Below are 21,258 nucleotides of genomic sequence, written 5' to 3'. Positions count from 1 at the left end.
AAAAATAAGACTATAACGGTCAACCAACGTCACAGCCTATGAAGTGTGTTAAAGTGCGCGATACAATTATAGTCTATTTATACATTCAAAAAGCTGCAGCGTCGACAAACGCTACAGCTAAAAATATTTTATCTTTCAGGCCAGGACTGTGTTCATTTGGCATCTCTGGCATAACAGGTAATGGGAATCCTTCTGGTGGAGGGGACACATTTAATTCTCCACCATTTCTACTTGGAGTTTGTGCTTAGAAGATTTCCCCTAATCTACCCCTAAAGTGTCTCTAAATTTCTGATTAGAACATATCCCATCTATACGTACGTGTCTATGAGTACTGTACTAAATTAAGGGAATGTTTATTTTTCAGGATAATTAACATGTAATGGTGGTGGTACAAGCCAGCCTTTATTTTTGTTTAAACGTAAAAGTTTTGCACCAAGTTGAGCTTTAGCCATATGGAATTGCCCATACATTAATGCGATGTCTTCACGAGTAGAAGTACCCATTGCCTGACTACATGCAACTAATCCAGCTACTAGGTCAGCAGTAAGGGCAGCACTTATTTCTGGATCATTAAACTTAGCACCTGGAGGAATATCTTCAAGTCTTGCTACAGGTCTCTCAGGTGATGCAGGAGGTAGTGCAATCCCGTTTGTTTTTAGAATTTTTTCTAATTGCTTTACTTCTTCCCTGCATGTTTCGATGATATCTTCAATAATTTTTTTAAGATCTTCATCACCAGCATGATTATAAAATGTTTGATAGCCAGAAATCATGCCATAGTCTGCAATTAAACCCGACCACACACTAAATACCTCACCATAATGCAACGGTTCATCTTTTGGATTTCCACCAAGAATACCCATCTGTACACATCCTTTTCTTATTTTTCGCCGTTAAAGCTATGTTAGTATGGCTGAAAAAACAAGTAAAATTCACTTTTAATAAAATTTTTAATGTAAAAAATAAAAGAAGCCACAGAGAAAGAAATCTCTGCAGCTCTTTAAGTAGTGAGACACTACGCACTTATAGAATGGGTGTTTTTTGGTTATTTATACGTTTGATAGCTTTGAAAAAAGTGAAAAGTATAGATTTTCTTAATAAGGCCACTTTAAAGCATATTGGAGGTGAGTGTTTTGACAAAAGAAAAGCAAAAGAGTGAAGCAGAGCAAGAAGAACTAGCAATGGAATTTAATCCTGAAGAATTAGAAGCAGTAAAAGAGGAACAAGAGCAAAAGAAAGAACAACCCTTCAATAAAAAAGAAAAGAAGTAAGAAGATAAGTATGCCACCCTCTACAGTTGTGGCATTTCCATAAATAAAACTTCATTCTTATGCTTAAACCTCCAATGACTTAATGAAAGAAGATGATTTAAAATGGACAAGAATTTGAATTACGGGGAAGATTATAAATTTATCCCAGCAACTTCTGTTGGAAGCGGTGTAGGTATAGACATATTACCTGATTTATATCAATACACGATTCAAATTGTAAATATTGTACTTTATGGTGAACCCCAGATGAAAGATTTTGTGCTAATAGATGCGGGGATGCCCAAAAGTGCGGATGAGATCATTTCAGTTGTTGAAGAACGTTATGGTTCTAAGTCTCGACCGAAGGCAATCATACTGACTCACGGTCATTTTGATCATGTCGGAGGAATCATAGAATTAATAGAGATGTGGGATGTTCCTGTCTATGCGCATAGATTGGAAATACCCTTTTTATCTGGAACACAAAATTATCCAGAGCCTGATCCAACGGTCAATAACGGCTTGGTTGCTAAAATGTCACCTATTTTTCCAAATGAAGCTATAAATTTAGGTGGTAACCTCAAAGTTTTACCTTCTGATGGTAGTGTTCCATTTATGGCAGGTTTCCAATGGATTCATACGCCAGGCCATTCACCAGGGCATATATCTTTATTCCGTGAAAGGGATAAGGTGCTTATTGCTGGCGATGCATTTGTTACGGTCAAACAAGAATCTCTTTATAAGGTGATTACACAGACAAAAGAAATCAGTGGTCCCCCTCAATATTTTACAACAGATTGGCTGGCTGCTCGAGCATCTATTGAAAAATTAGCCATACTAAAACCTTCCGTTGCCATCACAGGGCACGGATTACCAATGAAGGGCGAAGAACTGACAAGCAATCTAAAAAAACTTGTCGATGATTTTGATCAAATCGCACTACCCAAGCAGGGTAAATATTTAAATTAATTAAGGAAAAAACAAAGAAAAAGCCGGAGCGTCGTCACACGCTACAGCCATTGTCTTGCCAATTTAGTCAGATGATTCATTATATCATAAATTATCAGATTGCAACTGCAGAATGAACATATTTGCATGACAAGACACAATCAATGGCCAAGTAGTTAATAGGAGCCTGTTTTGATAATAGCTATCAAAACAGGCTCCTTCTATGTATTTGAATGCCATAGCTCATTTCACGGTAAAATTTCCTTTAAACCCAAAAAAGTGGTTGAACAAATTTTTTAATTGTGTATATAATGTTTATATAGTATATATACAATATAATGAATTTGGGGGGGAATTGTTTAAGTGATAGGCACTGAAAAAGCGGATGAAAGTAATCGGTTAAAACGATGGATCATCACTATTGGTATATTTTTAATTGTTCAATTGATCTTTATTACGGTCGATGGCACTGCTCTGGAGCCGAACATGAACGATAGTAATAATTTAGTTGCCAGAATGGGAAGATGGATTTTGGATTCGAGGCTTTTCACCGAATGGATAACGCCTTATTCCTTTCCTTTTTTTAATATGTTCATCACAATCCATGTTATTGCTATACTGATTGCAGCACTAGGGAGTATTTTTTCAACGATATTCTCAAAAAAATAAAGAAGAGGGATTGGCATGCAAATAATTATTTCGAACAGTTCAAAGGAGCCAATTTATGAACAAATTACGAATCAAATTAAATCACTTATTTTAGCAGGTGAACTACAGGAGGGCACAGTCATACCATCCATGCGCAACCTCGCAAAGGATTTACAAATTAGTGTAATAACAACAAAACGGGCTTATGAGGAATTGGAGAAGGCGGGCTTTATCTATTCCATTGTTGGCAAAGGATCGTTTGTAGCGGAGCAAAATTTGGAGGTTATACGGGAAAAGAAGCTGAAGGTTATTGAGGAACAGCTAAGTGCGGTCATTGCGAATAGCAGAGAAATAGGCCTGTCTCTTGATGAACTAAAGGAATTATTGAAGATTTTATACGAGGAGTGAAAGGGATGGAAAATGTAGTCGAGTTAAAGAATGTCACAAAGAGGTTCAAAGGCTTTTCCGTAAATCATATAAATTTACAGGTAAAGCGAGGCTTTGTAACGGGTTTCATTGGAGCGAATGGAGCGGGTAAGTCCACAACGATAAAAACGATGATGAATCTATTAAGGCCAGATGCTGGAGAAGTTAAGCTTTTTGGATTGGACTACAAGACGCATGAGAAGGAGATTAAGCAGCGCATTGGGTTTGTATACGATGGCAATATATTTTTTGAAGGGTTGAACTTAAAAGATATAAAACGTATCGTTGCACCTGCTTACAAGCGCTGGGACGATACATTATTTTATCAATACGTAGAACAATTCGAACTACCGCTTAATAAAGCAATCAAAACATTTTCAAAAGGGATGCAAATGAAGGCTTCATTGGCAATAGCCCTCTCACATCATGCAGAGCTAATCATTATGGATGAGCCGACAGCTGGATTAGATCCCATTTTTAGACGGGAGCTGTTAGACCTATTACAGGAATTAATGGTTGATGGCAATCGCACTATTTTCTTTTCTACGCACATTACAACTGATTTAGATCGTATCGCAGATTACATAGCTTTTATACAGAAAGGGGAATTAGTATTTAATCAATCTATTCACGATGTAGCTGAAAACTATGCCCTCGTTAAAGGCGAGTTGAATCTACTTGATAGAGACACTGAAAAAGCATTTGTTCATGTACATCGTGCATCCACAGGATTTGAAGCGTTAACGGATAATATTAAAGCAGCGAAAAATATTTTTGGAGACACAGTTATTATTGAACGTGCCTCTCTGGAAGATATCATGTATTACTTTAAAGGAGGCATCCATCATGCTTAACTTAATTAAACGCGATGTCATACTACAGAAAAGGCAGCTAGTACTTTTTATTCCTTTTATCTTAGTTTTTATTTTGGTGGGGACCCCACCCGTTTTAATTTTTCTGGTCGCCAGTATTTTTATTCCCTTTAACACGTATGCATACGATGAAAAAGTTGAGACGAATATATTATTAAACTCCTTACCATACACACGTACAGAAATTATCGCATCCCGCTATCTTGGAGCGATTGTCTATATGATTTTATCCATAGGTGTTACAAGTCTAGCGCTTCTAGCTTTCAATAAACATTTTACGATATCTGACATTGCCATTGGTAGTGGCTTATTCTTACTATTTGCTGCGCTTACCTTCCCATTATTTCAGATATTTAAACAGGGTTATATTACAATTGTTATACTTATTAGCTTTATCCTCTTAACTTGGATTTCACGACCGATTGCATTGTATATGAATGAACACTTATCAACGATTATTGATTTTGTAGATCATACATCCGTTACAGTTTTATATACAGGGGCGACACTTTTCATTATGCTAATCTATATTATTTCTTGGGGCATTACACATATTATTTACCAACGAAAAGCCTTCTGATTGTGTGCTGTGTAGTTGTCTAGGTTTACTTAAGGAAGGTGACCAATTTTAGAATGGTGCCACTTGAACCTATATATAAGGGATGGATGGAGTCGATAACATAATACGTTTGAGGTGTCGAATGGATATAAAATTTGTAAAGTTTGAAGTCTTATTACCAGAAGAATCGATTGAACATAAACTAGGGGTTTTAACAGTTGGTCATTATGACCATGTTGTTTCTTACACTTACAAAAGGATATTGGAGGCCATTAAATAAAGCTGTACCATTTAACGGAAAAAGAGGAGAAATTCCATTTGGAACTGAATGTAATATGGAATTTAAATGTCTTTATGCAAAAATTAATGAAGTAAAAAAGGTAATAACTGATAATCATCCATATGAAGAACCTATAATAAATATAATTCCTTTATTAAACTAAAAAATGCATGCAATTAAAAAATGTAGATACCACTAATATAAGAAAAAGAATGAAAGCCTTCTTAGTCCTACAAATCGACATATTTAGGCGTGTTTACTTAGTATTTCGTTAGTGATTTTATAGTAACATTTGGTATATAGATTGTAGGAGGTTTTATATGCCTGATTTATTACTCATTCTTTTTTTATTTAACTTTTCTTTATTTCTTTTGCACGAAATGGATGCAATAAGACGCTCTGAGTGGCGATTGTTTATAATACTTAAAGATATGGAAGATGCAAAGGCTTATAAAGTATTCACTTTTATTCACCTGTTTCTTTACGTATTCATCCTTTCCTTACTTTTCAGTCAGTATCAAACCATCATGTTTTGGGTCCTTGATTTATTCTTTATCATTCATGCCATCCTGCATTTATTTTTTGAAAGGCATCCTCGAAATGAATTTAAAAATAGCTTTTCAAGATCCATTATTTATCCAATGGGGGTCCTTTCGGTAATACATTTAGCATTATTAATTAATATTTCGATTTAATTGTATTATAAGCGAAGTTTTCAGCTAGTAATTTGCAGAAAATTATTCCAATTTGTTGGTTTTCTGCTTATTATAAAGATGGAGGTGATTATCAGATGTATAGTAATACGGCAAATATGTTGAAGCAAACGAACAATCTTATCAATGCATTGAAAAAATTGAAACAAAATCTATCTTTTGTGAAATTGTATATTAATAACGATAGAATACTGGCTATCTATTTTTTAAGTAATGCGTATAGTGATTTTAATTTATTTAAAACAATTTATTTATCTGTAACACCTGGTGATCAAACGATTGATAAGTTTTTACAGGAGTATGAAAAATTCTTTATAGAAGTGAATAAATACTTAGAGGTCTTTAATGATGATAGTGTTGTCGAGGATAGACTTCATAAGGAAGTTTTGTTTGCGATTAATGAATTAGAAAGATATTTGTTAAATCTGTTAGATGTGTATAGATAAAAAGTTAGACATTCCTTATTTCTGAGGGGTGTCTTTTATTTTAAAGAAGCTCCAGATAAAGCCTCTCTGGTTATAGGGTTAGCGTTAGAAAATGAGTAAGAAATGGTAAGGGATGGGAGTAAAATATGATTAGAAAAATTGAAATGGGTTTGTTTGTAATTGGAGTAGTCATGGCCTTAATAGGTATGCCTTATTTATTGGGGTATTCAACGAATGCATGTTTAAAATATCCTCTCTATCTAGGGTTAATATTAATGGTTGCCACTATCCCTGTAACCATATCCAAGAGTAAGTATAAGTAACAACAATGCCTTGATACTCAAATTAATGTTGAGCCTAGGCATTTATTAGGTGATTTATTTATCTAACGTACGTGTTTTTCGAAATTTCAAATAAATGAATGACCACCAGCTAATAAAGTGGTAAAGTATAGAAAAGCGAATGGAGAATTACGTAATGGAAAAATTGAAGAAGGTTGAATTAAAGCATTTTTCAAGTGAATATATGCAAGAACTGAACGATTTTGTACTTACTGAAGAGCAACAACAATTTTCTGCACTGCCGAGCAATTTTGAGGAAATTAACGAAGGACAGCATCGCATTGTAATTCTAAGTGAAAATACACCTGTTGGTTTCTTTCTCCTAAATTCTAATGAACGAGTTAAAAAATATTCTACGAATAGAAATGCGATGCTCTTATCTGCATTATCAATTAATCATATGGAACAAGGGAAGGGCTACGCAAAAGAAGGAATGACATTACTAGTTGAGTTTGTTAAAGCAGAATTTCCTAATTGCGATGAAATTGTTTTAGTTGTAGACAAAGATAATATACCAGCACAGAAACTATATGTAAAAGTAGGGTTTGAAGATACGAATGAAAGGCTAATAGGACGCATCGGCGAAGAAATCATCATGAGGCAATTAATAAAATAAAGATGGACCACAATCGTTACCAGAGTTTATGCTACATTTCGTAGATGAACTCTGGTTTTATGTTTTGGGGGAAATGTCGCATCCATTCTTGAAAAAGAGTTTCATCGTTCAAGGTTAACAAAGGAAATTATTTAAAATAGCCTAATTAAAAATACACCAGCTATCATCACCATTAAACCAATTATTTGTAATGGTTGAATACGATTCTTTATCGAGTTAAACAAACCGAATTGCTCTACCAGTAGGCTACCAGTGATTTGACCGAATAAAGCAAGGACTACAGTTTGGCCATTACCAATTTGATTGACAAGAAACACATTGATGAGAACATAAGATCCTCCTAAGATCCCACCAGTCCATATCCACCAAGGAGCAGATTGTTTAAAAGGCTCTTTAATATTTGTGTAAGAACGATCCTTTAACCCAACAATCATAATCAAGGTAATAGTACCAACAAAGAATGAAACAAGGGCTGCATGAGAAGAAGAGTGAAGAACTTTACCTAATTGCCCATTAACAGCAATTTGGATAGCTAGTAACATTCCTGCTAGTATGCCTACTATTCGCCAAATCCATTGATTCAACATCCTCTCCTTATTTATTTGAGGTGAATATTGGTCATTTTTCTTGCTTCGTATAGCTGTTGCTACAAAGACACCGATTAAGACTAACGATATACCAAAGATTCGATTCCATCCAAAGGAATATTGGGTGGAGTTAAACCATCCATTATGATCGATGAACATACTCATGAGAGTCATTCCAAAGATCGGTAGGATGGCCGTTTGCACACTTCCCAATTTAGGAAACAGAAGAATGTTAGTAGTTATCGCAATAGCGCCACCAATTCCCCCCAACCATATATAGATAGGTTGGGTCAACAATAAATCTAATGGAATCCCCAGTGATGAACCACTACTTACTAATGTAATAGTTAAGAAGATGACACCAATAGCGAAGGAAATCATTGAAGCTAAAAAAGGAGAAATCACAAACTTTCTTAATTGAGCATTAATGGCTGTTTGCACAGCAAAAATAGCTCCAATACTTATAGCTAAAAGTACTGCAAACATAAAAATTCATCACAACCTTTGTTGAAGAAATGTAAAACAACGCATGATTGATTATATCAAAGTACGTGTTGAATTTTATAAAGTTAAGCATTGAACGCTTAGTAGGAAATAGATTTTATTAATGATGTCGAACGTCACCAGTTTAAGCACATTAAAATTGACGAAGAAATGATGTTTCATGTATAGAAGCGGTTAAGAAATAGAGCTTTATGTTAATAAAGTATAGTGTAATCTCTTCAAATTCTGTATATTGGAGTATGAGGAGGAGATTTAATGGCAAGAAAATGGATACTACCATTATTTTTAATACTAGGTGTTTTGATCTCTGGTTGTAGTGAGGGCCAGGAAAAAGGTAGCAAAGATGGTGGGGATGTAGAAGTAACTATTCCAGCTATATTTTTTGAGGGTCAGGACATTGATTCTGTTATTTCAAAGGCAAAAAGCAGTGGGATGAAGGAAGTCAGTAAGAACGATGATGGTTCTTTAACTTATAAAATGTCTGAAACAGAACATAAAGAAATGATGAAAGGTTTAAAAGAAGGCATTCTAGCAAGTGTAGATGAGCTTAAAGCAAGTGAGGAGTTCAAATCTATTAAAGATGTAACCTATGACAAATCTTTTTCAGAATTCACTTTATCTGTAAACAAAGAAGAATTTGATAATAGTCTTGACACAATGGCCTCATTCGGACTAGCTTTAACAGGTATGTACTATCAATTATTTAATGGTGTGGATGAAAAGGATTATAAAGTCAAAGTAATTTTTAAAGATGAATCAAATGGAGATGTAATTAACACGATAGTTTATCCAGATGATTTAAACAAGAAAAATTGATCGGAAGAGCACCTAACATGGGTGTTCTTTTTAGATGCTATGAGTGCCATGAGATGGGAAGAAGTACTTGCTCCTAATTCTTGATGGATCTCATGGCTTTTTATTTTCGCCAAAGAGGCAAAGGATTAAGGATCGTATACGTAGTAGCAGCAAATCTATAAGACTAGAGCAAAATTCTATGAAGTAACATGATAAATCCGGCCACTTTACCTAGGTTCTCAATTGATTTTTAGCCTGGGCTTTATACTTATTCAACTTTGTCATTCCTTTTATTCTTCTCAAACCTCTAGTAGGTCGCCTGAAAGAGCTATCTAAAGAAATTTTTAATGGCATCCATACGGATTTTACTATAACATTCTTCACAACGAAAAATCTTATCGGTTCTTTCCTTTAACTGTCTGAATCTTAGTGACCCCTCATATACTCTGAATTTATTTCTACAACTAGAACAAATTACCTCATAGTAATGCATACCAATACCTATCCTCCTTAAGTCTGACATATTACTTTTTAGTTGATTTATCGAATATTGTAATCAGTTCTCTCGTATATTCCTCAACATTTAACTGGGGATTTCTCATTAATTCAATAGTGAAACCGTCAATGGAATTTCTTATCGCTAACGCCATTACTCTTGAAGCCAATTTGGTGAATTCTCGGAAAACACCCGCGTGCATTCCTAGAGTAAGTATGTTTTCTATGGGAAGAAAAATAGCCTCATCATGGTCCGCCGCAAATCGAAGTTTGCCCTCAGCAGTTCTTTAATTAGAAACAATTTCAATGACAGCGAAAACATGTTGCCGATTTTCATCTATGAATCTAAGATTTGATTCAATATAAACGCTAAGCATATCTAAAGGAGATTTTTGATTTTCTATTAGAGGAGCAGTATAAGCTTGACATGCCATATAGTAATCATAAATTATAAAAGTTATATTCCAAGAAAAGTATGAGCAGATGATACAAAGAGAACATCAGATTAAACAAATTAAACAAGTTTTATTAAATACAGATAATAAAATAAATCAAATTTTAGAGAAAAATAAAGAAGATTGTTGGTTTTAATGAGGTGTTTAGAAAATAAAGGATTAGAATATACCAATAATTAAAGCTGTTTGACGTTCTAATTGAACGTTTGAAACGAACGTCTGAAGATGAGAAACAATATTTTAAGCTGCTTCTATTTAGTTATTTCTAAAAGTGTTGTTCCTTCAACTTATCTGGGTTAGTGCAAGAAGGAATAGTAGAATATCACGTTGAAATAGAAAAAATATAGAGTTCCACAAGTAGAAATAAATTATTAAGGAGGATGTATTTGTGACTAGCCATGACTACAAATCACCAATAAAAAACAGAATTGGAGGTGTATTTGTTCCAGTTCGTAACCTAGAGAAAGCAAAAGAATGGTACAGAAAAATACTTGGTTTGGAAGGGGGAGAAGAATATTTTGGACATTTATTCGTGGTACCCATGAAAGGTACAGCTGGATTAATTTTAGATTCCATGCCAAAGTGGAGAAAAGAAGATGGTGATATTTCTACTTACCAAGTTCCGTCAATTCAGCTTTTAACCGATGATATTGAAGCTTCTTATCAATTTATGAAAGAAAATAATGTTGAACTTGTTACAGAGATTCAGGACAATTTTTATTTTGTGTTCAAAGATTTAGATGGCAATTTACTAATGATTTGTAAAGAAGCTTCTTAAAAAAATGTGAACATTGCCCTTGGGACTTTACTAAATAAATCAAACCTTATTGAGTTGATCTACAGTCTGCTAAAACTACTGGAGGTATTAATAAAACAGCAAGATTACTGGAAAGAAAGTGGTGCTTCAATAGCGACTGAATATGCATTGTACAAACGGAGGTACAAAAGTGCGCGTACTGCAGTTAAATACATTTAGATACGCTTTGTTAGACAGGTATAGAAACCCCTTGATATCAAAGGGGTGGGGAGGTTCGGTGTAAACCGCACCTCAATTTGTACCCCACTTTTAATAGTTTTAGAGAGATTTATTAAAATGAAAGAATTGACGCATTACTTGCAACGGACCAGTCCGTGAAATTGCAGATTTATAGAAGATAGTCTATAACAATGAAAGCAAAACAATAAAATTATCCGAGATTTTATGATATTTTGTTCAGAAGTTGTACAGGTAGAAGTGTTAATCTACAAAAGCAATACTCCGACGACAAAAAAGTCCAGGTACTCAATTAATGTTGAGCCCGGATTTTTTTGTATTTAATATTTTATCATGAAAAAATTAACGAGTTATATATAAATCTTAGCTTTATAGTATTTAGAAGAAAGAATTTAATCACTATCAAATAACAAAGTTTTTTTATTTTCATAAATTTTTCCTTGCTAAAGAGCAAACGCTTGTTCTATTATAAGTACAAACGAATGTTCTGAAAAAGGAGAGGTCAAAATGGCGAAAATATATAATTTTCCAACTAAAACATTTCGAGATATAACAAAAGAAAGAGTCGATGTTGTAACTATTGCTTCTGGTTTTATGGGTGGTGTTGTAAAGGTATACGAATGTGAAGGGACAGTCATTATTCATAGTGAAAATAAGAAATCTAGCCATGCTAGTATTTCAAATGATCTTGGTCAGGTTAAAGAATGGGAGATTAGATATGCAATAGAACATATTTTAAAAAGAGGCATTACAGAAGTGAATATAAAAGTTAGTAATACAGGGGTTGTTCATATTCGTAATAAAAAAATTAATTCACTTTCTCAGTAAAGTCAGGTCACTTATAAAATAATAGGAGTACTAGTTATATCGTTAATAGTCTTTTTTAAACGTAGTTGGCAACTATCACTTCGACTGTTAGAGGCTTTTTAAATTGTTCCTGCTAACTCTGATAGCAAATAATTATCAAATTGCTTGGAATGATCATGTACAAGAAATAACAGGTCAATTGGAGTTAAATATCTAAGAGATATTGTTCTGTAAAGTTATTTAACTTTTAGAGGTTTTACAAAGAATGAAATGAACATAACAGAAACCCCTATCACAATGAGTAGTATTGCAATAGATTTATTTGAAATAAATGAATTGTATTCTAGGGCACCTGTTAATCTCGCTGATCCGATTGAAAGTGATACGATGCCTAAAACAAATATGATATGTCCAATTCTAGAATGTGTTTTCATTTTATAACAACTCCTGATATTTAGGTAATGACTTACGAAATAATAACATGATTAGGTAATATTTGAAAATATGGTTTGTTTTGATTATTGCACAATTTGAGTATTTGATGTTGATGGAGGAAGTACAAAAGTGCGAAAGTCAATATAGGCTGTCAGTAAATTGATATGAATTGATAATAAAGGAGTATGTTTTATGAAACCATTTATGTTACGTCATAAGCTGGGTTGGCTACCTAGCAAATTAGAGTATCGCAGAACCTATACCATAGGTTTTAAAGTTGAAACATACGATAGTTATACTTTCAAGCTAACAAAGAATAGTAAGTATGTAAGATTAGTAAATAACAATAAAGAAATGGTTGTTAGGAAAAGAGAATTAAAGAGATATTTCAAGGATGGTTGTTTACAGTTTCTAACTACACAATATGAGGAAGGTGCTTGAAAGATAGTAAACTATTAACCTTTTTCTTTTTTTGGTTTAACAAAGTAAGAAATGAACATCACAAAAACGCCCATAGGTATGTATAGTAGTGCAACAGATTGATTTGGAATAACTGAATCATATTCAAGGAAACCAGATAATCTTCCCACTCCAGTTATCATCAAAGTAATACCGAAAATAAATATGATATATCTATTTGTAGAATGTATTTTCAACGCATAACAACCCCCGAGGCTTCCTAATAATTTATATAAGGATAACATAAAGTGGTAAATATTGCATTATCCAGATTGATTCAATTATACATTATGAATATGCAAAAAAAAACACGTTCAATTGTACGTGTAGAAACGAGCAATTGAGACAACTAATCATAAAGAGTTTTTTAAATCAAAGTGATAGGGAAATTTAGGGTTATTACATTTTAATCACCAACCATTTGCTGTCCTTTCGAATACAAATCAGTTGATAGAAAAAGCAATAAATAATTCATTTCCAAATGATCACACCATATTATTTTTTTCATTCTGTATGTTTCTTTGGTTATTTAAAAAAGGAAAATGGATTCTATGGATTTTGCTTGCTATATTAGTCGGAATTTCACTTATTTGGATAGGAGTTCATTATCCTTTAGATGTAATTGTAGGTGCTCTTATTGGAATTATTTCTGCTTTTACACTTTCGAAATTAACACTAATGGAGAGGAACTACAGGCTATTAGAAAAGTTAGATTAAGAACCACGCTAGAAGCGGCTAATTTTAACGATAAGCAAGGTGCAAAAAATAGAAGAAATGGTGCAGAATGTGCCTGAAATAGTGGATGAATCTGTCAAAGAACAAAAATATGAACAGCTGAGTTTGTTTTGAAATTAACATATACAAGTTTAGTTTTTTATAGCTATGTAGTTAATTGAAAGTATTATTCATAAGTACAGATAATAAATAAAAAAACCGACGTTTAGTCGGTAATGCTTCTTTATCAATATTGGTTAATAAAGAATAAAAACCAAACTGCATGATTCTGTTCATCTGAAGCATTTGAACTAAATTGATTACTAATATAAGGAATATTATATTCTCTAGCAACACGGTGATAAAATTCAACTGCTTCTTGTTCATCTTTAAATGCAGTTAGGATACCACTCTTAAAATTCTGTGGTAATGTTTCGTTTATCTGTGGAGATGGTTGTTGACCAGTTAGGTAAGTATAGGTATAAACAAAACCTTGGTAATGTCTCATTTCATCTTTTCGTATTTCTAGTATACGATTTTTAACTTCTTTATTTGGAGCTAGTTGAGCCAAATGTTCATAAAATCGAATAGCATTAAATTCTCCGTTTATGGCTTTAACTAGATCGAGAATTAATTTATTGTTTGAAGTTGGTTGTACAAAGTATTGCAAAGGTTTACCCTCCTTTTGTTTATTTTTTAATGTCACTTTTTAAAGTAGTTTTATCGCATCGATTTTTTTACTTGTTTTAATTCACTTATTAAATAGTCTATCTGCTTTTGAAGATCCTCTACTTCCTTAGATTGGTCACTATTTTGGACTTGAGGATCTTGGTTACTTGATTTTTCTAAAGCATTTAATGCTAAACCTGCTGCAACAGCAGATAGACCGTCGCCCAAAGTTGCGATCGAAGCACCAATATAAGCAAGTCTTGCTATCTGAATTTCTGTTGTTTCCAAAGGTTGTTGCTGATTATTTTTATTCATTTTAATTAATATCCCCTTTTCTTTCGTAGTGATGAATTACCTCATACGTATTCTATGTATTGCAGTATAGAAAGGTGATGATAAAAATTTACTGTAGGGTTTAACTCAACAAAATGATGCTCCAATCATAAAGAAATTGGAAGAGGAATTGATAAAATACGAAAAGCCTTATAACTGAGTATAAGGCTTCCGAGATTTCAACAGTGAAATCTGTTTATAAAATTAAAGAATCGGTGTTAATTCTGAGTTCACAAATCGTTGGGCATCGATGATTACACCTGAAGCTGTTCGACCGTAAACGCTGTATAATCCGCCTGTTTGATTAGGAACAATCTCAACTTCATATTGAGCGGATCCACCTACACTTGGCGTTACAAAAGTAGAAGCGTTAGCATTAGCAGCAAAAGGAGTTGTTGATAATAATTGTCTCGTGCCGTTTAGTCTGAAAACCCTTACTACTCCTGTTAATAAACCTCCAGTGAGATTAAGAACTTTGATGCGAACGCTAGAGGCATTAGCTGGTAGATTTCCTGTATTTTCAATTGGACCAGTAGTTAAAGGCATGTAATTTTCACCTCCTTTTAACGAAAGACTAATAATCTGCAGATTACATTTACATAATATGCATTACGCTTCTACATTAAATAGACTTATTAATCAAGTTACTTTAAAAATAAAAGCAAAGTGTGAATTGTTTAGTAGAAAGTGTAATATAAATGAATCTGTAAACAAAGGTGAATTCATATACAAAGACATAATACCGTAGTAGTAACACCTAATATTGTTTATGCAATATTAGAAACTGAACATTTTAAAGATTAAACGAAAATAGAACGATTATACATTTTTAGAAGATTTATTTGGTAAAATTATGTATCGTTTAGAACCCAAATTTTGAGGTGTCAAATGGATTTAAAATTAATGGAGCAGTATAGTTAAAGAACGATATGGGTTTTTGTGGTAAAATATTAGACGGTGGGTGCAACTTAATCTTTACAGGAAAGTGGGATGGGCTATCGTTTAGTTAGGAGGTAGAGGCTTTGCGTTATTGGATGTTTTGAGGTACTTGTCTTTTTTGATTTTGTTAGTAGCAGTAATTTTATTTTGGTCGGCTGGATTACCGAAGATTAAAAGTAAAAAATTATCATTTGTTATGATTAGTCTGGGATTCAATGTAATCTCAATCCCAATGTCCTTTTGGGTAGGTGGAATGGGAACAGATTCTCCGACCAGTACTATGAATGATTTTTGGATAGGGTTTCTCATAGCCCAGGCAACACCACTTTTAGTACTAATAATTGCAATCTTAAAATGGCTTATAATTGACATAAGAAAAATAAAGAAGCGTGTGAACAGTAATAATTAATTAAGTTTAAAAATACAAGTTGGTGAAGAAATCTACTTCAACTCTCGGGTGTTTTGGCAAACCAGAAGCAACAATCTTTGAGAAAGCAGCCTTAAACTAAGATGCCCGATGTAGTAAAATTTATGAAATGTTACAAATGTTCCAAACGTATCATTTTAAATAATATCCGGTGTAAAATGGAGGGTATGATATAAAGAAGTGGTTTTTATGTGAACTTTCGCCCACTTTCCATTTTATTCAATTAATTAACAATAAAGTTGGCGGTAATGCACTATTTTGAACCATAATCTGTGTATATGCCATAGGCTTTTACCTATGAGAAATGTCTTGAGAGGAATAGGATGTAGAAGTGGCTTGAGTAACCACTAGAATTATTCAAACACATTTTTTTATCCCTTTGTTAAAAGACCACAATTATTAGTGGTCTTTTGTATTATTATAAAAAACTAACTAAATGAATTGTACATAGTATAATTGTCTATTTCCTTTATCCCTAATTGAATAGTGTAGTAAAAACAAGGAGGGATTTTAAAAATGGGATGTAGAAATTGTAATAAAGCTTGGAATCACCACCATGCAAACAATATGTGCGGTTGTGAGAAAAATCAGTGTTTCTTTAGATTCAAAGTACCATGTATACCAGAAATGAATGGAGTAACTCCACCACCACCAGTTAATAACGCAAGAGTGTGTGAAATTTATTTAGCAACAGATGAATCTATAGGAAATGGTCAATATTTAGGATTAGGAACTGCGTCCGCGCTATTCCCACGAAATACGGTTGTTATACCAGAAAACGCAATTATAACTGGATTAGTTTTAAATGTACGTGATAATACACTAACAGCTGCAGATACAGTAACGGCTGAAGTAGTTATTAGTAGAAGCTGTGGTTTTACTGACCCGATTTCAACAGGTGTTATTGCTTCAGTAACAGGGCCAAATACTGCTGCAAACCCCAATTGTTGTGGTTCAACAACAGCTAACTATGCTATAAATAAATGTGATTTATTATCTGTCAGAATTGTAACAGGGGATGGGGCTCTTCCGTTTGGAGCAGCAGTGACAGTTATGTATGTACTTCCTTAATTAATTTACAAAGCCATAACCAATAGGTGTGGCTTTTTTATTATGCAATTAACTATGAAAATGGTAATTTGTTAAATAAGTTAAACACCTTTATAATGGTGTTAATTAAATAGGATTTAAGAGGTGTTTTTATTCCATTTCCTAAGATGTTAATTAATATCTCATGTATTAAAAATATACATGGTAAAGATGACTTTATAGAGAGAAAGGAAGAGTCGTTAAATGATTAAAGACACAACCAATCAGGATGATATATTGGATACTGAAAAGATTTTAGAAAAATATATGGAGAATTTAGAATTAATTCAACAGTCATTAAAACAGCTTGAACTAGACACTTCTAGATTGCAAAGTCAGGGATTTGTTGAAATAGAAAAGTTGGCTATTGAGTTAAGTATGTTGCAGAAACTTTCAACAAGTATAGAATTTAAAGCTAAGCTTATTACATGTAATAAATGTGATTCCATAGAGTCATTACCCGATGAATAAAATACAAAAGTTTATTTATACTTTATGTGTAATAGAGTTTTTTTGATAAATAAATATAGCTTTTAGATCACGTTCATTCGAGCGTGGTTTTTTATTTTCATTGAATTAAGCGACTAGCATAATGGGGTGATTACAAAACAAACAAATGAGATATGGCTAGAGCAAGGGATCCAAGACGTGACCAAGCGTATAATATTTACAAAGCACATAACGGTGATATAAAGCTAAAGGATATAGCTGAGCAACTAGGTGTATCTGAGGGAACTATACGTGGGTGGAAAAACAAAGATAGCTGGTATGATCGTCTTGAAGCGGAATCGAATGGAACGTTCCAATCAAAACAGCCGAAAAATACGGAACGTTCCGTAAAAAAGAAAACAAAAAAACGCAACAGAGCAAAGTAATCCCAGAAGCGGAATCGCAAGTAACTGTACAGTTTGATATTGTCCCAAGTGACGGTCTCAACGATAAACAGTTGCTTTTTTGTATGTATAACGTTAAATACTTCAATGCTACAAAATCTTATCAAAAAGCATATCAATGCGACTATATAACAGCTAATCGAAATGCTCATCGTTTGATGGTAATTGAAGGTATAAAAGAAGAAATCATGCGGCTAAAACAGCAACTAGTTGACAGTGTTGAGGAAATTTTAAATGATGAAACCGGCAAGCCGCTTCTACCGTGATTATGTTGAATATGTACCTCTTGGCCATTATGAGCACTTTCTTCATACTGAATTAATTTGTGATGTGCTCCAACGTGTGGTTGATGGTGAACAGTTATCTATATTATAGAGATGCCTCCACGACATGGTAAAAGTATGACGGTAACAGAATCGTTTCCGTCTTTTTATTTGGGTGAAAATCCTGATAAGCGGGTAATAGCTGCTGCATATTCAGATGGATTAGCAACCAAGTTTGGGCGTCTAAATCGTAATAAGTTTAATGAGTTTTCACATGATCTATTTAATGTGCAATTGTCCGAGTCCAATGCAGTTTTGGTCTAAATAATTTTGCTAGAGTAGTAAAGTAATTTATGGATAACCATATTAATATTTCCTTTTTGTAATTAATCCGAATTCATATATAGCTTCTAACTTACCATTATAAAATTCTAAACTTACCCTAGAATTTTCTTCTACACCGTTTTCTCCCTTATAATTAAGTTTATCTCCATCTTCGTGCAAGGCCCCGTATCCTACGATTTCTTTTACGGTTTCTTCACTCATACCTACTTTGAGCTTTCGAAACTTTTCGGGCGTAATGGTTGAGATTTGTTTTATTGGCTTTTCTTCGTCTGAAAAAAACAATTCTATGGATTGTCCAATTACCAATAATCCTATTATACTAATCAAAATTAGTGCGATTTTTTTCGGCCATTTTGATGGAGTCACTTCTTTATAATAGTAGGTTCTATTTTCTGACTCTCTTACTGTTTCCGAATGATTAAATTCTATATGAGTTTCTATTGTATAATCTTCTGATACTGCACCACAATATTCACATACGTATATTTCAGTGTTTTCTTTGTGAAATTTTTTATATGAGTTTGTAGCTAAACAGTTAGGGCAATTTTTCATAAATACCCCTCCTCACCTTTTTATGTATTATTTATCATTTTAGGAAACTTCGTTATACGTGTACATAAAAAAGCACAGGTACTTAAATATTTGTGCCTGGGCTTTTTTCATTCTTTTAACAGAAAGACTGAGATAGCATAAATACCCTTGTTCATATAACAAACTTTTATTTTATAATTTAATAAAGTTTAGATATCGTATCAATAATAAAATAAAGGATCATAAGTCCTATCCCAATTGCTAGAGCCTTACCTGAAGATTTTTCTTTTTGCACATCATTTTGGACTTCGTTTCGTACTCTCTCCGACACTTCTCTCGTTTTTCTCTTTGTAATATCTTCAAAAATCGTATTACAATATTCACATTTCACCAATACTAAACCATCTCTATATACTTTCTTAAAAGGATTACTGGCTAAACAATTAGGACAATTATTCATTTATATTCACCTCAATATATCTAACTACTATTTACCATTTTAGGTAATTAGATATGTTTTGTACATAGAAATAAAAGTCGGTCATCGATTTTATGGAAGGGAATTAACCTAAAATGTAGGAATATCTATAAAAAGGGGTGAAGATTATGAGCTATGAAGTAATAGTGCCAGTAAAATTTTTATTCAAACGCAAGCCTGACAATGTACCAATTATAGGTTTATCAAGCTTACATTTAACACACGAAGAACATAAAGCACTAACAGACGATGTTGCTTTCAACTTTTTAAGGGCAAAGGGTTACAACGTAATCAGAATGGTCCGCAGAGAATGAAAATATCATACCCGTTGTTCCAAAGTAGAATGAAACAAAAAGAGCCAAAAAGTAGTTAATGAATAATGAAGCTGTTTAAATATGGAAATTTCATTATCTGTTCGCTTATAATTAAATAAGTGAACAGATGTTTTTTTAAAAAGGAGAAAAAATTAGTATTCAATATAGGAAGGGAAGAAGGGTACGGAAAAAGCCGTATAGTTAGTAGAAACCCTTGAAAAAGTTAGTTCAGATAATTCCTAGTAGGAGCGTGTAAAATGAATTTAAAAGAAAAGTTGATATTAATAAAAGAAAATGGGTACCAAGCACCTCCCGATAGATTTCAGTTGATACTAGAAATGATAAATAACATCGGTTCTTTGGATGCCCAACTACGTGATGAGCTAATTTATACAACCTTATCACACTGGATTCCTGATAATACTCTAACAGCAAACGAACTAGAACAACTTCTTCCGGTTGTTTTGGATAAAAACCATTTGCTTTTTAAGCTTGGTGAAACAAATACAGACTCTGTCTTTACTCGATCTTTCTCCATGCTAGTCATACCGCTCCTCTTCACAAGGCATAGAGAATCACCATTTCTCTCAAGTGAGCAAATTCATCACATAAAAGAGAAAGTATTTTACAGTGTACAAGAAGAGCGAGATTACCGTGGGTATGACGAAGAAAAAGGCTGGGCTCATGCCATAGCCCATGCAGCGGATGCTTTAGATGATTTGGCACAATGTTCCGAACTGGATAAAAATGACCTCTTAACTATCCTCGATTTGGTTTACGAAAAGATGACCATAACAGATCGAATTTACTCCGATGGGGAAGATGAGAGAATGGTAAAATCCATAATTAGTGTTTTAAATAGAAAAATACTTAGTCAGGCTCATGTAGAGCAATGGATTCAAAGTTTCGGTGATGTGGAGAAAAATTCAGAATTTCTCCCTGCCTTTAAGCAAAAAAATAATATAAAGAACTTTTTGAAAAGTTTATACTTTCGTGTTAAATTTTACAAAGTGGATGCCACTCTCTGCTCGACTATCGAGCATACATTATATAAAGTAGAAAAAGTTTACTATTCTTAATTAAAAAAATGAGGGGAAAGCACCCCAAGTTGAAGAGATTATAGCCAGTTAGGCTTATAAAGAAAGTCACTCATTAGAAAAACAGTGAGTGACTTTTTTTGCATTATTTTCAAGTGAGTACATATTCTCTATCACCGTTGCCTAAGTTAAGTGCTGCAGGCATGGAATTCGGAAAAAAATTAGAGGGTGATGAACTGTACTTTGGTGATTTTATGGATGGTCGATATGAATGGGAGCTGAAAACAATGAAAGTTTTACTTGAGCCAGTGCCAGCTAAAGGGCAATTGAGCTTGTGGAATTGGGATGATGGAGCAAGTGAAAGATATTGTTCAGTAAAAAAGGCCAATTGGCTTATATTCCAATCAGCTTCTGTTTCTTAGCTTTTTTTCCGTTTCAATACCTACACTGAAAACAGCGAAAATCATACCAATAAAAAATATGATCTGAAAGAATCTGTCTGCTGTCCAATGCCCCAAAAAGTTCATGAAAACAAAGATGATAGCTAAAATTGTTGAAACAACTTGCACAATAAAACGTAAATTTCCAGGTATTTGTATACCTCCAATTTATGTAAA

General features: G+C 33.4%; 33 protein-coding genes and 1 pseudogene. 24 read left to right on the top strand and 10 right to left on the bottom strand.

The genetic code is table 11. The annotated features are described in order from the left end of the window. Positions 1-85: 85 nt before the first annotated feature. On the bottom strand, positions 86-208 hold the full coding sequence (locus tag JIN86_RS00550) for a hypothetical protein (RefSeq protein WP_370568618.1): 123 nt from the start codon (positions 206-208) through the stop codon (positions 86-88). 145 nt (positions 209-353) lie between these two features. Next, a complete protein-coding gene (locus JIN86_RS00545) occupies positions 354-863 on the bottom strand; it encodes a DUF3231 family protein (protein WP_004225199.1) in 510 nt (169 codons plus the stop codon). Positions 864-1,133: 270 nt separating this feature from the next. Here JIN86_RS00545 and JIN86_RS00540 point away from each other — a divergent pair, with 270 nt between their 5' ends. The 10 genes from JIN86_RS00540 to JIN86_RS00495 all read left to right on the top strand — a co-directional run bounded on the left by JIN86_RS00540 (position 1,134) and on the right by JIN86_RS00495 (position 7,078). Further along, positions 1,134-1,271 (top strand): hypothetical protein, encoded by a 138-nt coding sequence (locus JIN86_RS00540; protein ID WP_202341002.1) that lies wholly within the window; start codon positions 1,134-1,136, stop codon positions 1,269-1,271. 102 nt (positions 1,272-1,373) lie between these two features. Continuing rightward, complete coding sequence (locus JIN86_RS00535) at positions 1,374-2,219, top strand: MBL fold metallo-hydrolase (RefSeq protein WP_036218683.1); 846 nt, start codon at positions 1,374-1,376, stop codon at positions 2,217-2,219. Positions 2,220-2,561: 342 nt separating this feature from the next. After that, positions 2,562-2,867, top strand: coding sequence for a YfzA family protein (locus JIN86_RS00530; RefSeq protein WP_202341001.1), 306 nt, complete (start codon positions 2,562-2,564; stop codon positions 2,865-2,867). A 15-nt stretch (positions 2,868-2,882) separates the two neighbouring features. Then, positions 2,883-3,254: a GntR family transcriptional regulator gene (locus tag JIN86_RS00525; protein WP_202341000.1), complete on the top strand. Its 372-nt coding sequence runs from the start codon at positions 2,883-2,885 to the stop codon at positions 3,252-3,254. A 5-nt stretch (positions 3,255-3,259) separates the two neighbouring features. Further along, positions 3,260-4,126: an ABC transporter ATP-binding protein gene (locus JIN86_RS00520; protein WP_004225204.1), complete on the top strand. Its 867-nt coding sequence runs from the start codon at positions 3,260-3,262 to the stop codon at positions 4,124-4,126. Then, positions 4,119-4,724, top strand: a complete 606-nt coding sequence (locus tag JIN86_RS00515; protein ID WP_202340999.1) for an ABC-2 transporter permease — start codon at positions 4,119-4,121, stop codon at positions 4,722-4,724. Before JIN86_RS00520 ends, JIN86_RS00515 begins: the two co-directional genes overlap by 8 nt. Positions 4,725-4,845: 121 nt before the next feature. Beyond that, entirely contained in the window at positions 4,846-4,983 is a 138-nt protein-coding gene (locus tag JIN86_RS23905) for a hypothetical protein (protein WP_370568617.1), read from the top strand. A gap of 320 nt (positions 4,984-5,303) precedes the next feature. After that, positions 5,304-5,678 carry a DUF6713 family protein gene (locus JIN86_RS00505; RefSeq protein ID WP_202340998.1) on the top strand — a complete coding sequence of 125 codons (375 nt, stop codon included), beginning with the start codon at positions 5,304-5,306 and terminating at the stop codon, positions 5,676-5,678. Positions 5,679-5,773: 95 nt separating this feature from the next. Further along, positions 5,774-6,142, top strand: a complete 369-nt coding sequence (locus tag JIN86_RS00500) for a hypothetical protein (RefSeq protein ID WP_004225208.1) — start codon at positions 5,774-5,776, stop codon at positions 6,140-6,142. 456 nt (positions 6,143-6,598) lie between these two features. Continuing rightward, on the top strand, positions 6,599-7,078 hold the full coding sequence (locus JIN86_RS00495; RefSeq protein ID WP_202340997.1) for a GNAT family N-acetyltransferase: 480 nt from the start codon (positions 6,599-6,601) through the stop codon (positions 7,076-7,078). A 131-nt stretch (positions 7,079-7,209) separates the two neighbouring features. Here JIN86_RS00495 and JIN86_RS00490 read toward each other — a convergent pair whose 3' ends face one another. Continuing rightward, a complete protein-coding gene (locus JIN86_RS00490) occupies positions 7,210-8,151 on the bottom strand; it encodes a DMT family transporter (RefSeq protein ID WP_202340996.1) in 942 nt (313 codons plus the stop codon). Positions 8,152-8,424: 273 nt separating this feature from the next. Here JIN86_RS00490 and JIN86_RS00485 point away from each other — a divergent pair, with 273 nt between their 5' ends. Further along, a complete protein-coding gene (locus JIN86_RS00485; RefSeq protein WP_202340995.1) occupies positions 8,425-8,985 on the top strand; it encodes a hypothetical protein in 561 nt (186 codons plus the stop codon). A gap of 307 nt (positions 8,986-9,292) precedes the next feature. Here JIN86_RS00485 and JIN86_RS23390 read toward each other — a convergent pair whose 3' ends face one another. Then, positions 9,293-9,457 carry a DUF2197 domain-containing protein gene (locus JIN86_RS23390; protein ID WP_066037314.1) on the bottom strand — a complete coding sequence of 55 codons (165 nt, stop codon included), beginning with the start codon at positions 9,455-9,457 and terminating at the stop codon, positions 9,293-9,295. An 845-nt stretch (positions 9,458-10,302) separates the two neighbouring features. On the opposite strand from JIN86_RS23390, the gene JIN86_RS00480 reads away from it, so the two are divergent. Then, the gene (locus JIN86_RS00480; protein WP_009370423.1) at positions 10,303-10,692 is read left to right on the top strand and encodes a VOC family protein; all 390 of its coding nucleotides are present in this window, start codon (positions 10,303-10,305) and stop codon (positions 10,690-10,692) included. A 723-nt stretch (positions 10,693-11,415) separates the two neighbouring features. Beyond that, the gene (locus JIN86_RS00475) at positions 11,416-11,736 is read left to right on the top strand and encodes a DUF1827 family protein (protein ID WP_004225220.1); all 321 of its coding nucleotides are present in this window, start codon (positions 11,416-11,418) and stop codon (positions 11,734-11,736) included. A gap of 215 nt (positions 11,737-11,951) precedes the next feature. Here JIN86_RS00475 and JIN86_RS00470 read toward each other — a convergent pair whose 3' ends face one another. Then, complete coding sequence (locus JIN86_RS00470; RefSeq protein ID WP_202340994.1) at positions 11,952-12,149, bottom strand: hypothetical protein; 198 nt, start codon at positions 12,147-12,149, stop codon at positions 11,952-11,954. A gap of 193 nt (positions 12,150-12,342) precedes the next feature. On the opposite strand from JIN86_RS00470, the gene JIN86_RS00465 reads away from it, so the two are divergent. Beyond that, the gene (locus tag JIN86_RS00465) at positions 12,343-12,591 is read left to right on the top strand and encodes a hypothetical protein (protein WP_004225224.1); all 249 of its coding nucleotides are present in this window, start codon (positions 12,343-12,345) and stop codon (positions 12,589-12,591) included. Between the two features lie 441 nt (positions 12,592-13,032). Continuing rightward, positions 13,033-13,326: pseudogene (locus tag JIN86_RS00460) on the top strand (phosphatase PAP2 family protein); the annotation flags it as partial. A 244-nt stretch (positions 13,327-13,570) separates the two neighbouring features. Here JIN86_RS00460 and JIN86_RS00455 read toward each other — a convergent pair. The 3 genes from JIN86_RS00455 to JIN86_RS00445 form a co-directional block, all read right to left on the bottom strand. After that, positions 13,571-13,993: a ferritin-like domain-containing protein gene (locus JIN86_RS00455; protein ID WP_004225231.1), complete on the bottom strand. Its 423-nt coding sequence runs from the start codon at positions 13,991-13,993 to the stop codon at positions 13,571-13,573. Between the two features lie 50 nt (positions 13,994-14,043). Beyond that, the gene (locus tag JIN86_RS00450; RefSeq protein ID WP_202340992.1) at positions 14,044-14,307 is read right to left on the bottom strand and encodes a DUF5320 domain-containing protein; all 264 of its coding nucleotides are present in this window, start codon (positions 14,305-14,307) and stop codon (positions 14,044-14,046) included. A gap of 222 nt (positions 14,308-14,529) precedes the next feature. Continuing rightward, on the bottom strand, positions 14,530-14,871 hold the full coding sequence (locus JIN86_RS00445) for a hypothetical protein (RefSeq protein WP_004225235.1): 342 nt from the start codon (positions 14,869-14,871) through the stop codon (positions 14,530-14,532). Positions 14,872-16,207: 1,336 nt separating this feature from the next. On the opposite strand from JIN86_RS00445, the gene JIN86_RS00440 reads away from it, so the two are divergent. The 6 genes from JIN86_RS00440 (at position 16,208) to JIN86_RS23370 (ending at position 18,260) form a co-directional block, all read left to right on the top strand. Further along, a complete protein-coding gene (locus tag JIN86_RS00440; protein ID WP_202340991.1) occupies positions 16,208-16,762 on the top strand; it encodes a hypothetical protein in 555 nt (184 codons plus the stop codon). 222 nt (positions 16,763-16,984) lie between these two features. Further along, a complete protein-coding gene (locus JIN86_RS00435; protein WP_004225240.1) occupies positions 16,985-17,251 on the top strand; it encodes a hypothetical protein in 267 nt (88 codons plus the stop codon). Positions 17,252-17,403: 152 nt separating this feature from the next. Beyond that, positions 17,404-17,655, top strand: a complete 252-nt coding sequence (locus JIN86_RS00430) for a phage terminase small subunit-related protein (RefSeq protein ID WP_202340990.1) — start codon at positions 17,404-17,406, stop codon at positions 17,653-17,655. Continuing rightward, the gene (locus JIN86_RS23900) at positions 17,568-17,939 is read left to right on the top strand and encodes a terminase small subunit (RefSeq protein ID WP_202341397.1); all 372 of its coding nucleotides are present in this window, start codon (positions 17,568-17,570) and stop codon (positions 17,937-17,939) included. Before JIN86_RS00430 ends, JIN86_RS23900 begins: the two co-directional genes overlap by 88 nt. Then, on the top strand, positions 17,908-18,048 hold the full coding sequence (locus JIN86_RS23375; RefSeq protein WP_237497085.1) for a hypothetical protein: 141 nt from the start codon (positions 17,908-17,910) through the stop codon (positions 18,046-18,048). The genes JIN86_RS23900 and JIN86_RS23375 overlap by 32 nt, the downstream gene beginning before the upstream one ends. A gap of 2 nt (positions 18,049-18,050) precedes the next feature. Then, complete coding sequence (locus JIN86_RS23370; RefSeq protein WP_370568616.1) at positions 18,051-18,260, top strand: terminase large subunit domain-containing protein; 210 nt, start codon at positions 18,051-18,053, stop codon at positions 18,258-18,260. A gap of 42 nt (positions 18,261-18,302) precedes the next feature. Here JIN86_RS23370 and JIN86_RS00415 read toward each other — a convergent pair whose 3' ends face one another. After that, the gene (locus JIN86_RS00415) at positions 18,303-18,833 is read right to left on the bottom strand and encodes a hypothetical protein (RefSeq protein WP_202340989.1); all 531 of its coding nucleotides are present in this window, start codon (positions 18,831-18,833) and stop codon (positions 18,303-18,305) included. Between the two features lie 178 nt (positions 18,834-19,011). Further along, the gene (locus tag JIN86_RS00410) at positions 19,012-19,272 is read right to left on the bottom strand and encodes a hypothetical protein (RefSeq protein ID WP_202340988.1); all 261 of its coding nucleotides are present in this window, start codon (positions 19,270-19,272) and stop codon (positions 19,012-19,014) included. A gap of 146 nt (positions 19,273-19,418) precedes the next feature. Here JIN86_RS00410 and JIN86_RS00405 point away from each other — a divergent pair, with 146 nt between their 5' ends. From JIN86_RS00405 to JIN86_RS00395, 3 genes are all read left to right on the top strand, one after another. Next, on the top strand, positions 19,419-19,604 hold the full coding sequence (locus JIN86_RS00405; RefSeq protein ID WP_004225257.1) for a hypothetical protein: 186 nt from the start codon (positions 19,419-19,421) through the stop codon (positions 19,602-19,604). Positions 19,605-19,861: 257 nt separating this feature from the next. Continuing rightward, positions 19,862-20,683, top strand: a complete 822-nt coding sequence (locus JIN86_RS00400; protein WP_202340987.1) for a DUF2785 domain-containing protein — start codon at positions 19,862-19,864, stop codon at positions 20,681-20,683. A 98-nt stretch (positions 20,684-20,781) separates the two neighbouring features. Further along, positions 20,782-21,063: a hypothetical protein gene (locus tag JIN86_RS00395; protein ID WP_009370430.1), complete on the top strand. Its 282-nt coding sequence runs from the start codon at positions 20,782-20,784 to the stop codon at positions 21,061-21,063. The last annotated feature ends 195 nt before the right edge of the window (positions 21,064-21,258 follow it).

Source organism: Lysinibacillus sp. HST-98 (assembly GCF_016757845.1).
Lineage (GTDB): Bacteria > Bacillota > Bacilli > Bacillales_A > Planococcaceae > Lysinibacillus > Lysinibacillus capsici.
Note: the sequence above shows the minus strand (reverse complement) of the source record. Positions and strands in the feature narration are given on the sequence as shown.